This is a genomic window from Arthrobacter sp. zg-Y750, assembly GCF_020907365.1.
Classification (GTDB): domain Bacteria; phylum Actinomycetota; class Actinomycetes; order Actinomycetales; family Micrococcaceae; genus Arthrobacter_B.
Window position 1 is genome coordinate 19,904 of the sequence record NZ_JAJJOC010000026.1, and the last position, 15,587, is coordinate 35,490.

Here is a 15,587-nt window from a genome sequence, read left to right on the forward strand (position 1 = left end):
CATGGCCCGCCACACCCTTTCCGTGCTGGTAGAAGACGTGCCCGGCGTCCTGACCCGGGTCGCGTCGCTGTTCGCCCGCCGGGCGTTCAACATCAATTCTTTGGCCGTGGGCCCTTCCGAGGTGCCGGGCATGTCCCGCATCACCGTGGTGGTGGACGCCGAAGGTGACCTGCTGGAGCAGGTCACCAAACAGCTGAACAAGCTCATCAACGTCATCAAGATTGTCGAGCTGGTTCCCGATTCCTCCGTGCAACGAGACCACATCCTGGTCAAGGTTCGTGCGGATGCCGCAACCCGGCTGCAGGTAACCCAGGCAGCCGAGTTGTTCCGTGCCTCAGTGGTGGATGTGTCCATCGACTCGCTCATTGTTGAGGCAACAGGCACCGCCGAGAAGCTCAACGCACTGCTCTCAGTGCTTGAGCCCTTCGGCATCCGCGAAATAGTCCAATCCGGAACACTGGCCATTGGCCGCGGCTCGAAGTCCATGAGTGACCGCGCGCTGCGCAGCGCCTGAGTTCCAACCCCAGACCCTTATCCAGGAAACCAGTAGGAGATAACCACAGTGACTGACATGTATTACGACGACGACGCAGACCTGTCGATCATCCAGGGCCGCACGGTCGCGGTCATCGGCTACGGCAGCCAGGGCCACGCCCACGCCCTGAGCCTGCGCGACTCCGGCGTTGACGTCCGCGTCGGACTGAAGGAAGGCTCGGCATCCCGTGCCAAGGCCGAAGCCGAGGGCCTGCGGGTCCTTTCCGTGGCTGACGCCGTGGCCGAGGCGGACCTGATCATGGTCCTCACCCCGGACCAGGTCCAGCGCTTCGTCTACGCGGAGGAAATCGCCCCGAACCTGCAGTCCGGCGACGCCCTGTTCTTCGGGCACGGCTTCAACATCCGCTACGGCTACATCCAGCCCCCGGCCGACGTCGACGTCGCCCTCGTTGCCCCCAAGGGGCCGGGCCACATTGTGCGCCGCGAATTCGAAGCAGGCCGCGGTGTCCCGGACCTGATCGCCGTGGAGCAGGACGCATCCGGCAAGGCCAAGGAGCTGGCACTGTCCTACGCCAAGGCCATTGGCGGCACCCGCGCCGGCGTCATCGAAACCACCTTCACCGAAGAGACCGAAACCGACCTCTTCGGTGAGCAGGCCGTGCTCTGCGGCGGCGCTTCCCAGCTGATCCAGTACGGTTTCGAGACGCTGACCGAGGCCGGCTACCAGCCGCAGGTGGCGTACTTCGAGGTGCTGCACGAACTCAAGCTGATCGTGGACCTGATGGTGGAAGGCGGCATCGCCAAGCAGCGCTGGAGTGTTTCCGACACTGCCGAATACGGCGACTACGTCTCCGGCCCGCGCGTCATTGACGAGAGCGTCAAGGAAAACATGAAGGCCGTCCTCGCGGACATCCAGAACGGCGCCTTCGCCAAGCGCTTCATCGATGACCAGGATGCTGACGCCCCGGAATTCAAGGCGCTGCGTAAGAAGGGCGAGGACCACCCGATCGAGGCCACCGGCCGCGAACTGCGCAAGCTCTTCTCCTGGATCAAGAACGAAGACGATTACACCGAAGGCTCCGTAGCCCGCTAGAAGGTGACGCCCGTAACAGAAGCACCGAATCGCGCCGCCTCCGCAGGCAGGCGTTAGGCTCGAAAGGCAAGCCGAATCGGCAAGGAGGCCGGACCCGTCTGGGTCCGGCCTCCTGCACGAAAAACCCCACCTGAATCTTCCACAGCTAAAGAGGTAACCGGTGTCTGCCACCAAACCAGTCGTACTCCTCGCGGAGGAACTCTCGCCCGCCACCGTCGAGGCCTTGGGTCCGGACTTTGACATCCGCTCCACTGACGGCGCCGACCGCTCCCAGCTCCTTGCCGCGATCGCCGACGTCGACGCCATCCTGGTGCGCTCGGCCACCCAGGTGGACGCCGAGGCCATCGCGGCTGCGAAGAACCTGAAGGTCATCGCCCGCGCCGGCGTGGGGCTGGACAACGTGGACATCAAGGCTGCGACCCAGGCCGGCGTGATGGTGGTCAACGCCCCGACGTCGAACATCATCTCCGCCGCGGAACTGACGGTGGGGCACATCCTGTCCCTGGCCCGGAATATCCCGCAGGCCAGTGCGGCGCTGAAGAACGGGGAGTGGAAGCGCTCCAAGTACAGCGGCACCGAGCTGTTCGAAAAGAAGATCGGCATCATCGGGCTGGGCCGCATCGGCGCCCTCGTGGCCGCCCGCCTGCAGGGGTTCGGCACCGAGATCCTCGCCTATGACCCGTACATCACCTCGGCCCGGGCAGCGCAGCTGAACGTGCGCCTCGTGACGCTGGACGAATTGCTGGAAGAATCCGACTTCGTCACCATCCACATGCCCAAGACTCCGGAAACGCTGGGCATGCTCGGTGCCGAAGCCTTCGACAAGATGAAGGACACCGCCTACGTGGTGAACGTGGCCCGCGGAGGGCTCGTGGACGAAACGGCCCTGTTCGACGCGCTGCAGTCCGGAAAGATCGCCGGTGCCGGCGTGGACGTGTTCGTCAAGGAACCCAGCACCAACCTGCCGTTCTTCGCGCTGGACAACGTGGTGGTCACCCCGCACCTGGGCGCCTCCACCGATGAGGCACAGGAAAAGGCGGGCATCTCCGTAGCGAAATCGGTGCGCCTGGCCCTGGCCGGGGAACTGGTCCCCGACGCCGTGAACGTTGCCGGCGGCGTCATTGCCGAGGACGTTCGCCCGGGCATCCCCCTGATTGAGAAGCTGGGCCGCATCTTCACCGCACTGTCCTCGGACTCAGTGACCGCCGTCGACATCGAAGTGGCCGGAGAAATTGCCGCCTTGGACGTGAAGTCCCTGGAACTGGCAGCACTGAAGGGGATCTTCACCGACATCGTCTCCGAGCAGGTCTCCTATGTGAACGCTCCGGTGCTCGCCGAGCAGCGGGGCATCGAGGTGCGGCTGCTGACCACCCCGGACGTGGATGATTACCGTAACCTGCTGACCATCCGCGGCGCCTTGTCCGACGGCACCCGCCTGGAGGTCTCCGGCACCCTGACCGGGCCCAAGCAGATCCAGAAGCTCGTAGGCGTCAACGGTTACGATCTGGAAATCCCCATCAGCGAGCACCTCATTGTGCTGATCTACCAGGACCGCCCCGGCGTCATCGGCGCCCTGGGACGGATCCTGGGGGAGAAGGACATCAACATCGCCGGTATGCAGGTGGCCCGGAACACCGAAGGCGGCCAGGCGCTGTCCCTGCTGACGGTGGACTCCTCCGTCCCGCAGGATGTCCTGGAAGCACTCAAACTCGAAATCGGGGCCACGGTTGCCCGCGAGGTGGACCTGCAGGACTAGTTGACGGCAAACTCCGCTGCCCCCGAGTAGACTGCTCGCGTTACCGGTGCGCTGTGCCCCGGACGCGACGGGGGTAGCGGGAATGTCAGTGGAATACGCGGGGGCGGAAAACAAACCTTGGGACCCTAAGGAGAGGCCCGTTCAGCCGGGCCCGTTGCGGCGGGGCCGGATCGGGCCCGCGCTCCTGGTGGTGTGGCTGGGTGTCTTACTATCCATGTTCGGAATGGGTTTCGACAGCTATGCCGGGTGGGCTCTCTGGGGCACAGCGGGGTACACGCTGACCGCGGCACTTGTCGGGCTGCTGATTTTCGGTCCCGTGGGCGTACCCGGGCTGCGTAACCGCGTTCTGGCCTACGCGGTCCCTGTCCTCCTTGTCTGTGCGGTGCTGCCATTCACCTCGGGGGCCCTCGCCGCGGTGGCCAGCGCCTTCCTGCCTGCCTGGGCGCTGGTCACCGCACTGTATGGGGTGCGCGGGGGCCTTGCCAGAGGCGCCGGAACGGCCTTCACCGTGATGCTGGGCGGGATTGCCGGGGTCGGCGCAGCGGTCGGCCTGCTTTTCCTCATAGTGAGCCTGATGTTCGATGGACATGAATCGATTCCGTTGGTGATCTGTTTCCTTCCCCTTCTGCAGCCGGTGGTGCCCTTTCCGCGCGGCGGCTGGCAGGAGATCCGTAAACGCGGGATGGAGCTGGGCCTTGCGGTGCTAGTGGTTCTCGTGGGCAGCGGCTGGTTACTGCCGCTGTTCGGGGAGAGCTCGTCCACAGACGCAGTGTTGAGCAGCATGATGGGGGGACTGGCCTACATGGTTGGCGCCTTCACGGCGGGTGCAGCGGTTAAGCGGGCTGGGTGGGCATGGGAAAAGACAGTGGAGTACCCGGCGTACCCCCGCCCAGGCGACACGGCCCGGGCAGCCGAATAGTGCGAGGGGCGGAGTGCAGAACCACGCCCCTGGACCGCAGCTGGGTTACCGCATCCATGCTGTTGGTGTGGTTCGCTGCCTACGCTGTTTCCGGCGCCTCGGGTCTCCCGATACCGAGCCAGGCCGGACGTGCCCTGGCCTGCGCAACAGCAGGGGTATTGGTCGGACTTGCGGTGTTTATACCTGCCAACCCCTCCGCCCTTGGCCGGCGGGTGGCGGTCTATGCGGTTCCGGTACTTGCCCTGACCCTGCTGATGGCCGCATCAACAGAAGACTTCTACACCGTGGGGGTCATGACCTACATCGTCGCTGTGGTTCCCACTGCAGCTGTGGTGACCGTGGGCCGGATTTAGGACACCGGACAGTACCAAAGCGACACGGCCCGGTAAAACAGGGTAATTTTCTTATGTGACTTCAACCGACTCCAAGACCCCGTTCTACATCACCACCGCTATCTCCTACCCGAACGGCGAACCCCACATTGGGCACGCCTACGAGCACATCGCCACCGATGCCATGGCCCGCTTCAAGCGCCTCGACGGCTACGACGTGTTCTTTATGACGGGTACGGATGAGCATGGCCTGAAGATGCAGCAGTCCGCGGATAAGGAAGGCATCACCGCCAAAGAACTCGCGGACCGCAACTCCGCCGCCTTCCAGCAAATGGAAGCGGACATGGGGACCTCCTATGACCGGTTCATCCGTACCACCGACGCGGATCACTACGCTGCCGCGCAGGCCATCTGGAAGCGGATGGAGGAGAACGGTGACATCTACCTCTCCAAGTACTCCGGCTGGTACTCCGTCCGGGACGAGGCGTACTACACCGAGGACGAGACCGAAGTCCGCGAGGACGGGGTGCGCTACTCCAAGGAGACGGACACCGAGGTGACCTGGACGGAAGAGGAGAGCTATTTCTTCCGCCTTTCCGCCTACCAGGACCGGCTGCTGGCCCTCTACGAGTCCCAGCCGGATTTCGCTGCGCCGCGCTCGCGGTTCAACGAGGTCATCAGCTTCGTCAAGGGCGGGCTGGAGGATCTGTCCATCTCCCGCACCACCTTCAACTGGGGCGTGCCGGTGCCGGGCAACCCGGACCACGTGATGTACGTGTGGGTGGACGCGCTGACCAACTACCTCACCGGCGTCGGCTTCCCCAACACCGAGAGTGAGGCGTTTCGGAAGTACTGGCCCGCCGACGTCCACGTCATCGGCAAGGACATCTCCCGCTTCCACGCCATCTTCTGGCCGGCGTTCCTGATGTCCGCGAAGCTGGAACTGCCTCGGCGGATTATGATCCACGGCTTCCTGCACAACAAGGGCGTCAAGATGTCCAAGTCGCTGGGCAACGTGGTGGCGCCCAAGGCTTGGGCGGACCAGTACGGCCTGGATTCGGTGCGGTTCTTCCTGCTGCGCGAGGTCCCGTTCGGTGCGGACGGTTCCTACAACCACGACGCCGTTGTGGGCCGGATGAACTCCGACCTCGCCAACAACCTGGGCAACCTGGCCCAGCGCTCCCTGTCCATGGTGGCCAAGAACTGCGGGGGAGCAGTTCCCCAGCCGGGGGCATTCACGCCTGAGGACACCGCACTGCTCGAGGCCGCCGGCAACCTGCTGCAGATCTCCCGGGAAGCCTATGACGTGCAGGACTTCCACGGCGCGCTCGAAGCCACCTGGAAAGTCCTGGGCGACACCAACGCCTACTTCGCCGAGCAGGCCCCGTGGGTGCTGCGGAAGACCGACGTCGACCGCATGAATACCGTGCTCTACGTGACCCTGGAAGTGCTGCGGATCGTGGCCATCCTGATCCAGCCGGTCATGCCGGGCAGTGCCGCCAAGCTGCTGACCGTGCTGGGCCAGGACGACGACGCCGCGCGTCAGTTCAGCGCTATTGGTACGCCGCTGGTGCCGGGCACTGAACTGCCGGCACCCACGCCCATCTTCCCGAAGTACGAAGAGACGGCCGAATAGCGGGCCATAACAAAAACACCCCCCCGGCGATCCGCCGGGGGGTGTTTTTGCTGCTGGGTACGTTACGCCTCAGGGTCCGTGGCCAGGAACCGTTCCACGGCCGTTTTTTCCATCACTTCCGCCACCGCTTCCTGCTGCCCGCGGGCCATCTCGACCAGTTCCTGCAACCGGGCCGTATTAAACCGGTGATCGGTGCCCGAAAGCACCAGCAGGGTTCGCCACAGGGATTCCTTCATCCTTACCAGCGACTGCAGGAATTCAAGTTCCAGCTGGCCGGTGGTGCCGCCGCCGGTGCTCAGCGGATTGAGCGGACCCAACTTGCCGGCTGCTGCTCCCACGGCTGCTGCGGCGGCCTTCACCTTGCTCCGGGAGTACCCCAGCGCGTGGATCAGGGACTCCAGCTCGTCGCGTTCGTCGGAGATTTCCTCCACCAGCCGGGCGAAGGCCTCCTCGAACGGGGATCCTTCCCAGGTCCGCTGTGCCGCGGTGAACAGGCGGACGCCGGTCTCCGCGCCCACCAGGTGGTCATCGAGATAGGCGGCCAGTGATTCACGGCCTGGGGTAAAGGTCCCGGGTGTAGCTTCCGTCATGCTGATCTCCTTACGGCTGCAGCCTGCCGGATCTTTCCATCCGGCATAAGCCTGCTTAGTAATTTGTCCTTCCCTGTATCCTTGCAGATCTGCGGCCCGACCGCGAGGCAGGTGCCCCGCAGCCGGACCGCGGACAGGCCGGGCCGGTGCTGCCGGTCAGTCGGCGGCCAGCCCCGCTACCGGAGAGAGCCGTGCCGCGCGCCGGGCCGGAAGGACCGACGCGGCCAGGCCGGCCAGGATGGCGACGGCGAGGACCGCGGCCAGCTGCAGCCAGGGCAGGGACGGGGCAACGGATGTAAAGGCGCCCAGCGCGGATTCAGCTCCGAGCCAGCCATACAGCGAGCCCAGCACCGTGCCCATCAGGGCGGCTACGCCGGCGATCAGTACGGCTTCCAGGGCAAGCATGCCGCGCAGCTGGTTACGGGTCAGGCCCAGTGCCCGCAGCAGAGAGGATTCCCTGGTGCGTTCCAGCACGGACAGCGACAGCGTGTTCGCCACACCTACCAGGGCAATAACCACCGCGACTCCCAGCAGGCCCGTGACCACCATCAGCAGGACGTTGATGACCTGCTCGAAGGCACCGCGCTCGATGGCCGAGCCGGATACTTCGTAGTCCTCCACACCGGCGGCTTCAGCCACGTCGGTGCGCAGGTCCATCAGCGCGCTTGTGTTAAGCCCGTCCTCCACGGACAGCCACAGCTGGGGCATGGGCGGATACTGCTCGTCACCGGCGGGTGCGGGACCGCCGATGGACTCCGCAGTCTGTGCAGTGATCAGCGGCAGCATCTGGCTGCTCTCGGAGACCACTGTCTCAAGCTCGACGCTGGAGGTTGCACCCTTCACTGTGAGGGTCTTTTCCGGGGTGTTCTGCGGTACCAGAATGGTGTTGTCTTTCAGGACCAGGGACGAATCCTGGAGCACCTTGGCGGCGTCGGCCGGATCCAGTGCGTACACCCCGAACTGATCTCCGTTTTCAGTCTCGGCCGTGGCAGAGACCGGAACGAGAACGGCTTCCCGTACCCCTTCCACTTCACGGACCGCGTCGGCATCAGCGGCGGTGACGGATTCGTCCTGACCGGAAACCGCCACATCCACGGGGTACTCCGCGGCCAGGACATCGTCCAGGGACGTTCGGACGGTTGCTGCGCCGGTCATCATCATCGTCACCAGGGTGACGCCGATCAGCAGGGCGGAAGAAGTTGCCGAGGTGCGCTGGGGATTGCGGACCGCGTTCACCGCAGCCAGTTTGCCCGGGACGCCCAGCGGTGCGGCAATCCGCCCGACCGTGCGCACCAGTGACGGGACAAACAGGGTTGCGCACATCAGCACGCCCACAAAACTGAGCATGCCGCCGGGAAGGGCGATAAGGAGATTCCCCCGGACCGCACCGACTGCAAGCAAGGCAGCACCCACGGCCAGCAGGACCAGGCCGATACCCAGCCGGGCCCGTCCGCGACGGGTGCCGGCGCGGACATCGTCTGCCGGACGCAGTGCAGCCAGCGGGGCCACTGCGGTTGCTGCCCGGGCCGGAACCAGGGCTGCGAGGACCGTCAGCAGGATGCCGGCGGCCAGACCGGCCACCACTGAGAGCGGGGAGACGGCCATGGTGGCAAAACCGCTGTCCGGCAGGGTCTGCAGGTAGGCGATAATACCGCCCACGAGGGCGATGGCGGCCGCTACACCGGCCAATGAAGCCACAACGCCGACGATGAGTGCTTCCACAATCACCGAGCGCCGGATCTGTGACCGGGCTGCACCGATGCAGCGCAGCAGGGCGAGTTCACGGGTGCGCTGGGCCACCAGCACCGAGAAGGTGTTGGAAACCACCAGGGCGCACACCAGCAGTGCCACAGCGGCGAAGGCCAGCAGGATAGTGGTGAGGATGTCTTCGCCGCCGGTGAAAGCGGACACCATGGCATCGGTTTCTTCCTGCGCGGTGCGGACCGTGATGCCATCGTGCCCTTCGAGCTTTTGCTCCAGGGCGGTACGGACCTGCTCCACGCCGACGCCGTCCGCCAGCGCCACCTGGATGTTGCTCAAGCCTGCCTCGGCCTCAGCGAAAAGGGCTGCCGTTGCGGTGGTGGAGTACAGCTGCGGTGTGCCCATCACCCGCGGGTTCTCGGAAGGCGCCACCACTGCCGTAACGGTCAGCTGGACTGTCGGCTGTTCAACTTCCGGATCGGCGAAGGCGTTGGTGACGGTCAGCACCGATCCCCGGGCCAGGTCCTGCCTCTCGGCGGTGTCACGGTCAACGGCCACCTCGTTGTCGGAGACCGGGAGGGTGCCTTCGAGCACATCAACCGGGAACAACTGCGAGTAGTCCGAGGTGTTGCCCAGCTCGGCAAACACCCTCTGCTTGCCCTCGCCGAAGTTAACGTAGCCCGTCTGCGCGGCGTACGTCCCAGCCACTCCCGCTGTGTCACTTACCAGGGCTGCGTCGTCGGACATCAGCGGTTCGGAGTCCGGATCGGACATGTCCCGGGTGAGGACCAAATCGGCGTTCCGGTATGACTCGCCCACGCTCTGCGCCAGGGACGCCTTGGAAGAGGAATTGATGATCAGGGTGGCGGTCAGGAACCCCACCGCAATCAGAACCGCCAGGGAAACCGCTATAAAGCGGCGGGCGTTCAGGCGCACCTGCGCCAGCGCTACCTGCAGCACGGCCTACGCCCCCAGCTTGGTCAGGGCAGACAGCACGGTGTCCGGAGTGGGGTTGGCCAGTTCGCCTACCAGTGCGCCGTCGTTCATCAGCACCACCCGGTCCGCATAGGAAGCGGCAACGGGGTCGTGGGTGACCATGATGATGCTCTGGCCCATTTCCGCGGTGGAGCGGCGCAGCAGCGAAAGCACCTCTGCGCCGGACTTCGAGTCCAGGTTGCCGGTGGGTTCGTCGCCGAACAGGACATCCGGGCGGGTCAGCAGGGCGCGGGCGACGGCGACGCGTTGCTGCTGGCCGCCCGAAAGTTCGTGCGGGCGGTGCTTCAGGCGCCCGGTGAGGCCCAGGGTTTCGGTGAGGCTGTCCAGCCATGCCCGGTCAACGGTCCCGTTGGCCAGGGCGACGGGCAGCGTGATGTTCTGTTCAGCCGTCAGCGTGGGAACCAGGTTGAAGGACTGGAAAACGAAGCCCACGGAGTCCCGCCGCAGCCGGGTGAGGGCGGCGTCGTTCAGCCCCGTCAGTTCGGTGCCGCCAATCCAGATCCGACCTGAGTCGGCGGTGTCCAGACCTGCCAGGCAATGCATCAGGGTGGACTTACCGGAGCCGGACGGACCCATGATGGCGGTGAATGTCCCGGTCTCGAAACTGACGTCCACGTCCCGAAGGGCGTGGACGGAGGTTTCGCCCTTTCCGTAGGTCTTGTTCAGCTGCTGGGCGGCAGCGGCCAGGCGGGTCTCCGTGTTGGGAACAGGATTATGCTCTGCGAGTGTTTTCATACCCCCCACACTATTTTCGACCGTACCCCTGCCGCATCGGGCGGGGGGACGGTCCCTGGCCGGCGGGTCTCATACCGTGGGTGGAAGCTGGCTGCCCCTAGGGGGCGACAATCCCGGTCGCGTAGGCAATCACTACGGCTTGTACGCGGTCCCGGGCCTCCAGCTTGGCAAGGATGTGTCCCACATGGGTTTTGACCGTTGCCTCCGAGAGGAAGAGCTTCGTCGCGATCTCCGGGTTGGAGAGTCCCTGCGCGATCAGGCTAAAGACCTCATGTTCGCGCGGGGTCAGGGAGGCGACGGCGGCGGCGTGCGGACTGCCCGGGCTGCCGGCCGTGCGCAGCAGGGGAGCAACGTGGTCCAGCAGGCGCCGGGTGGTGGAAGGGGCAATCACGGCGTCCCCGCGATGCACCGTGCGGATGGCCTCCAGCAGCTCCTCCGGCGGGGCGTCCTTGAGCAGGAAGCCGCTGGCACCGGCCTGGATGGCGGAGAGCGCGTACTCGTCCAGGTCGAAGGTGGTCAGCACCACCACCTTCACATCCTCGTTGCGGACGCCTCCGGCTCCCAGCAGCTTTTCCGTCGCCTCGATCCCGTCCATGCCCGGCATGCGGACATCCATCAGTACGACGTCGGCGCCCACCGCAGCCAGCGCGGCGAGGGCCTCGCTGCCGTTGCCCGCCTCTGCGACCACTTCAAGGTCCGGCTGGGAGTTGATCAGCATGCGGAACCCGCCGCGGACCAGCTGCTGGTCGTCCACCAGCACTACGCGGATGGGATCGCCGGTTGTCCCGGCAGCATCGGATTCGGGTGTCCAGGGGGATGGGGGCACGTGCCTACGCTTCCGTATAGGGAATGAATGCTTCAACGCGGAATCCTCCGCCGGCCGCGGGGGCCGCTTTCAGGGTTCCATCGTAGAGGGCAAGGCGTTCACTCATTCCGGTGATGCCCTGGCCCAAGCCGTCCGTGGAGAGCCCGGCCGCGGCGCCGTGTCCGTTGTCGCGGACGGTGATTGCGAGGCCTTTGGCAGACCACTGCAACACCACTTCTGCGCTGGCACGCGGTCCGGCGTGCTTGAGGACGTTGGTCAGGGATTCCTGGATGACCCGGTAGGCGCTGAGCTCCGCACCCTGCGGAAGCGGGCGGCGCGGTGTTCCCTGCGTCTGGACCGAAACATCCACGCCGCCCCGCCGGACCGAGTCCACCAGAGCGTCAACATCTGCGAGGGTGGGCAGGGGTCGGGTGGAGGCCGCTTCGTCGCCGCGGAGGACGCCCAGCAGCCGGCGCATCTCCCGCAGGGAGCCCCGGCCGGTCTCGGCAATCACGCCGAGCGTCTTCGGTGCTACTTCCGGGTCCTCGGCGCTCGCATACCGTGCGCCGTCGGCCTGGGTGATTATTACGGAGAGCGAGTGCGCCACAATGTCATGCATTTCCCGGGCAATGTGGCTCCGCTCGTCGGCGGCGGCCAGATCCCGTTCCTGCTGCCGTTCCACTTCGAGCCGGTGTGCACGGTCTTCGAGCGCCTGTACGGCGAGGCGCCGGGTGCGGGTCAGGTCGCCGAACGTCCATGCCACCAGGATCACCGCTTCGAAGGCGACGAGGTCGATGGCGGCGATGACGGAAGTGCTGATCTGGACGATGTCGGGAAAGATATACCGGATCAAAAAGAGTGCCCCGCCTGCCATGGCCAGGGCCAGCCCGGCAAGGCTCGCCCAGCGCGGTGCGAAGGCTGCCAGGGAATAGACGGTGACCAGCACGAAGATGTCCGCCGGCAGGGCAGTGACCGGGACCAGGAACAGCTGGAGGATGCAGGCGGCGGCTTGGACGGCGGCGCTGGCGACGGGACGGCTGCGCCGCCAGGCCAGCGTCATGCAGATGACGGCGGACAGGGCGAATTCCATGAGGCCGCGGCCGCCCCCGGACCCGAGCAGCAGGAAGGGCACGGCGAAGATGAGCGTGGCAGCGATTGCCTGCCAGAGGTTCACTTTCCCGGGGTTCGCCTGGATCCAGGCATAGATACGTCTGTGCACGAGCATGATTACCAACTCTAGGGCTCCCCGGCCGGTCCGCGCGTCATACCGGGGGTGGACTCCTTGCCCGCGGTGACCAGCATGTGAGATGCCTTGTTCGCCATGCGGACCCTCTTCCTAAGATGGGGTCATGAGCGAGACACAGCCCACAAGCATTTCCCTGGCCGTCATCCCGGGTGACGGTATCGGCCCGGAAGTTACCGCTGAAGCGGTCAAGGTCCTCGAGAAGGCGACGGCGGCCAGTCCCGTCACATTCGAACTGACGGAATACGAACTCGGGGCAGAGCACTGGCTCGCTACCGGCGAGACCCTCCCCGATGCCACGCTCGAGGCGATCAAGACGCACGACGCCATCCTGTTCGGCGCCGTCGGGGCCGCACCGGGGGACACCACTATGCCCTCCGGGCTGATCGAGCGCGAACTGCTCCTGAAACTCCGCTTCAGCCTGGACCACTACGTCAACCTCCGCCCCTCCCGCCTGTATCCCGGCGTCGAAAGCCCCCTGGCCAAGGCCGGAGAGGTGGACTTCATTGTGGTCCGCGAAGGAACCGAAGGTCCCTACGCCGGTAACGGGGGAGTGCTCCGGGAAGGAACCCCGCAGGAAATCGCCACCGAGGTGTCACTGAACACGGCGCACGGCGTCGAACGCGTGGTTCGGGACGCGTTCCGCCGCGCCTCCCAGCGGCCCCGGCGCAAGCTCACCCTGGTCCACAAGCACAATGTGCTGGTGAACGCCGGCCGGCTGTGGAAGCGCACCGTCGAGAAGGTGGCCGAAGAGTTCCCCGAGGTCACCCATGACTACCTGCACGTGGACGCGGCAACCATCTTTATGGTGAGTGATCCCTCACGCTTCGATGTGATTGTCACCGACAATCTCTTCGGCGACATCATCACGGACTTGGCGGCGGCAATCACAGGCGGCATTGGCCTGGCCGCTTCCGGAAACCTCAACATGGACCGCACCTATCCCTCCATGTTCGAGCCCGTCCACGGTTCTGCCCCCGACATTGCGGGGCAGCAGAAGGCGGACCCCACTGCTGCCATCCTTTCGGCGGCCCTGATGCTGCGGCATTTGGGCTTCGAAGCCGAGGCCGGCCGGGTGGAGGACGCTGTGGCGGCGGACATTGCGGCACGTACCGGTGCGCACCGCTCGACGGCGGAGGTAGGCGATGCCATCGCTGCCGCGGTGTCATAAGCTCTGTACCTAACAACCAAGTAGTCGTAGAACGGGTTTTTGCCGTTCACTGTGGAGGAATCATGACCGTCAGCGCACTGGAATTCACCCAGGAGCTTTCCACCAACCCGAAGTCCGCCTCCGAGCGGGCCACCATCCTGGCCAACCCCGGATTCGGCGACTACTTCACAGACCACACCGCCGTTATTGACTGGAAGGCGGCCGAAGGCGGAGACGCCCAGTGGCAGAATGCCCGCATTGAGCCCTACGGACCCATCTCGATCGATCCGGCAGCCGGCGTCCTGCACTACGGCCAGGAGATCTTCGAAGGACTGAAGGTATACCGGCACGCCGACGGTTCCGTTGTGAGCTTCCGCCCGGAGGCCAACGCGGCCCGGCTGAACCTGTCCGCCCGCCGGCTGGCGCTGCCGGAACTGCCCGAGGAACTCTTCCTGGAGTCCATCCGCCAGCTGGTGGCCCTGGACAAGGACTGGATCCCGGACGGCGACGGCGCAGCGCTGTACCTGCGCCCGTTTATGATCGCCACCGAGGCGTTCCTGGGTGTCCGTCCGGCACGCGAAGTCTCCTACCGCGTCATCGCTTCCCCGGCCGGAAACTACTTCGGCGGAGAATTGAAGCCCGTCTCCATCTGGCTCTCCACCAAGTACGCCCGCGCCGGCCGCGGCGGCACGGGTGAGGCCAAGTGCGGCGGCAACTACGCGGCATCGCTGATCGCCCAGATGGAAGGCGAAGCCAACGGCTGCAAGCAGGTCCTCTTCCTCGACGAGTTCAATGACAATGCCGTGGAGGAACTGGGCGGCATGAACGTGTTCTTCGTCTTCAAGGACGGGCGCCTGGTGACCCCGTCGCTCTCCGGCACCATCCTGCACGGCATCACCCGCTCATCGGTTCTGCAGCTGGGCCGGGACCGGGGCATGGATGTCCAGGAACGCAAGATCACCCTGGACGAATGGCGCGACGGCGTGGCCTCCGGCGAAATCACCGAGGTCTTCGCCTGCGGCACCGCCGCCGTCATCACTCCGGTGGGCCAGCTCAAGTCCGAGACTGAGGTAATCGGCTCCGCCGATGCAAAGCCCGGCGAAGTCACCATGTCTATCCGCGAGCAGCTGCTCGGCATCCAGAACGGCACCGTGGAGGACACCCACGGCTGGCTGACCCGTCTGGCCTAGGACCGGCATGCCCGCCTCCGCGCTTCCGGAATCCGGACTGGTCCGCAGCAGTGACTTGACCCGTGTGCGCCTTGCGCCGAACCCGGGACCCATGTCGCTGGATGGAACCAACAGCTATGTGCTGGCTGCCCCGGAGTCCGGAAGCACGGTGGTGGTAGATCCGGGACCGCTGGATGAGGAGCACCTGCAGGCACTGGCCTCGGCGGGAACGGTGGAACTGGTGCTCATAACCCATCGGCATGCCGACCACACCGAGGCAAGCCGCAGGTTCGCGGAACTGACCGGTGCACCGGTGCGGGCTTTCGACCCTGCGTACTGTGTTGCGGGGGAGCCCCTGCGCCCCGACGAAGTGATCCGGGCCGCCGGAGTGGAGATCCGGGTGCTGGCAGCGCCCGGGCATACCTCGGATTCGCTTTGCTTTTTCCTTCCCGACGACGGCCCCAACGGGTCCGTCCTGACGGGGGACACGATCCTGGGCCGGGGCACCACCGTGCTGGACTTCCCGGATGGAACACTGGGCGACTATCTGTTGACGCTTTCCATGCTCTCGGACCTGGGCCCGGCCACCGCGCTTCCGGGCCACGGGCCGGTCCTGCCGGATCTGAGTTCAACGGTCCTGACCTACCGGGACCACCGGGAGGAGCGGCTGGAACAAATCCGCGCCGCACTGGAGTCGGCCGGCCCGGACGCCGGCACAGCTGAAGTAGCCGACCTGGTCTACTCCGATGTGCCGGCCAATGTCCGGGCTGCCGCGGAATTGTCCGTGGCCGCACAGCTGGCCTACCTCCACGGCGAGTAGGCGACTGGGCAGGGGTGCGGCAGGTCACTTCGAAACGGTTTGCGGGGACCGGGCCGGGTGTGCAAAGATAGACGAGTCGCCGCGGCCGGGACGCTGAAATAAGCGCCCGAAGCATGGCGGCCAAACCCACCAAAAAACAGAGTTTCC

General features: G+C 65.6%; 14 protein-coding genes. 9 read left to right on the forward strand and 5 right to left on the reverse strand.

The genetic code is table 11. The annotated features are described in order from the left end of the window. Position 1: 1 nt before the first annotated feature. From ilvN to metG, 6 genes are all read left to right on the forward strand, one after another. Entirely contained in the window at positions 2 to 514 is a 513-nt protein-coding gene (gene ilvN / locus LOC57_RS16160; RefSeq protein WP_227914411.1) for an acetolactate synthase small subunit, read from the forward strand. Between the two features lie 48 nt (positions 515 to 562). Beyond that, positions 563 to 1,588 carry a ketol-acid reductoisomerase gene (gene ilvC / locus LOC57_RS16165; RefSeq protein WP_227914410.1) on the forward strand — a complete coding sequence of 342 codons (1,026 nt, stop codon included), beginning with the start codon at positions 563 to 565 and terminating at the stop codon, positions 1,586 to 1,588. Between the two features lie 160 nt (positions 1,589 to 1,748). Next, positions 1,749 to 3,344 (forward strand): phosphoglycerate dehydrogenase, encoded by a 1,596-nt coding sequence (gene serA, locus LOC57_RS16170; protein ID WP_227914409.1) that lies wholly within the window; start codon positions 1,749 to 1,751, stop codon positions 3,342 to 3,344. A gap of 223 nt (positions 3,345 to 3,567) precedes the next feature. Next, positions 3,568 to 4,263: a hypothetical protein gene (locus LOC57_RS16175; RefSeq protein WP_229960941.1), complete on the forward strand. Its 696-nt coding sequence runs from the start codon at positions 3,568 to 3,570 to the stop codon at positions 4,261 to 4,263. A gap of 173 nt (positions 4,264 to 4,436) precedes the next feature. After that, positions 4,437 to 4,616: a hypothetical protein gene (locus LOC57_RS16180; protein WP_229960943.1), complete on the forward strand. Its 180-nt coding sequence runs from the start codon at positions 4,437 to 4,439 to the stop codon at positions 4,614 to 4,616. 55 nt (positions 4,617 to 4,671) lie between these two features. Then, the gene (gene metG, locus LOC57_RS16185; RefSeq protein WP_229960945.1) at positions 4,672 to 6,231 is read left to right on the forward strand and encodes a methionine--tRNA ligase; all 1,560 of its coding nucleotides are present in this window, start codon (positions 4,672 to 4,674) and stop codon (positions 6,229 to 6,231) included. Positions 6,232 to 6,293: 62 nt separating this feature from the next. On the opposite strand, the gene LOC57_RS16190 is transcribed toward metG, so the two are convergent. The 5 genes from LOC57_RS16190 to LOC57_RS16210 form a co-directional block, all read right to left on the reverse strand. Further along, the gene (locus LOC57_RS16190; protein ID WP_229960948.1) at positions 6,294 to 6,821 is read right to left on the reverse strand and encodes a hypothetical protein; all 528 of its coding nucleotides are present in this window, start codon (positions 6,819 to 6,821) and stop codon (positions 6,294 to 6,296) included. Positions 6,822 to 6,977: 156 nt separating this feature from the next. Continuing rightward, a complete protein-coding gene (locus LOC57_RS16195) occupies positions 6,978 to 9,482 on the reverse strand; it encodes an ABC transporter permease (protein WP_229960950.1) in 2,505 nt (834 codons plus the stop codon). Positions 9,483 to 9,485: 3 nt separating this feature from the next. After that, positions 9,486 to 10,253 (reverse strand): ABC transporter ATP-binding protein, encoded by a 768-nt coding sequence (locus LOC57_RS16200; protein ID WP_229960952.1) that lies wholly within the window; start codon positions 10,251 to 10,253, stop codon positions 9,486 to 9,488. A 97-nt stretch (positions 10,254 to 10,350) separates the two neighbouring features. Further along, the gene (locus LOC57_RS16205) at positions 10,351 to 11,079 is read right to left on the reverse strand and encodes a response regulator transcription factor (RefSeq protein ID WP_229960954.1); all 729 of its coding nucleotides are present in this window, start codon (positions 11,077 to 11,079) and stop codon (positions 10,351 to 10,353) included. Positions 11,080 to 11,083: 4 nt separating this feature from the next. Then, positions 11,084 to 12,283, reverse strand: coding sequence for a DUF7134 domain-containing protein (locus LOC57_RS16210; RefSeq protein WP_227914398.1), 1,200 nt, complete (start codon positions 12,281 to 12,283; stop codon positions 11,084 to 11,086). Positions 12,284 to 12,407: 124 nt separating this feature from the next. Here LOC57_RS16210 and LOC57_RS16215 point away from each other — a divergent pair, with 124 nt between their 5' ends. From LOC57_RS16215 to LOC57_RS16225, 3 genes are all read left to right on the forward strand, one after another. Continuing rightward, positions 12,408 to 13,472 (forward strand): 3-isopropylmalate dehydrogenase, encoded by a 1,065-nt coding sequence (locus LOC57_RS16215; RefSeq protein WP_229960956.1) that lies wholly within the window; start codon positions 12,408 to 12,410, stop codon positions 13,470 to 13,472. A 62-nt stretch (positions 13,473 to 13,534) separates the two neighbouring features. After that, positions 13,535 to 14,641, forward strand: coding sequence for a branched-chain amino acid aminotransferase (locus LOC57_RS16220; protein WP_227914396.1), 1,107 nt, complete (start codon positions 13,535 to 13,537; stop codon positions 14,639 to 14,641). Between the two features lie 7 nt (positions 14,642 to 14,648). After that, on the forward strand, positions 14,649 to 15,440 hold the full coding sequence (locus tag LOC57_RS16225; protein ID WP_227924858.1) for an MBL fold metallo-hydrolase: 792 nt from the start codon (positions 14,649 to 14,651) through the stop codon (positions 15,438 to 15,440). Positions 15,441 to 15,587: the final 147 nt, after the last annotated feature.

Excerpts from the sequence above, each read along its gene's own strand:
- LOC57_RS16190 (WP_229960948.1), bottom strand. The coding sequence starts at position 6,821 with ATGACGGAAGCTACACCCGGGACCTTTACCCCAGGCCGTGAATCACTG.
- LOC57_RS16220 (WP_227914396.1), top strand. The coding sequence starts at position 13,535 with ATGACCGTCAGCGCACTGGAATTCACCCAGGAGCTTTCCACCAACCCG.
- LOC57_RS16225 (WP_227924858.1), top strand. The coding sequence starts at position 14,649 with ATGCCCGCCTCCGCGCTTCCGGAATCCGGACTGGTCCGCAGCAGTGAC.
- LOC57_RS16215 (WP_229960956.1), top strand. The coding sequence starts at position 12,408 with ATGAGCGAGACACAGCCCACAAGCATTTCCCTGGCCGTCATCCCGGGT.
- LOC57_RS16200 (WP_229960952.1), bottom strand. The coding sequence starts at position 10,253 with ATGAAAACACTCGCAGAGCATAATCCTGTTCCCAACACGGAGACCCGC.
- ilvN (WP_227914411.1), top strand. The coding sequence starts at position 2 with ATGGCCCGCCACACCCTTTCCGTGCTGGTAGAAGACGTGCCCGGCGTC.
- LOC57_RS16210 (WP_227914398.1), bottom strand. The coding sequence starts at position 12,283 with ATGCTCGTGCACAGACGTATCTATGCCTGGATCCAGGCGAACCCCGGG.
- LOC57_RS16175 (WP_229960941.1), top strand. The coding sequence starts at position 3,568 with ATGGGTTTCGACAGCTATGCCGGGTGGGCTCTCTGGGGCACAGCGGGG.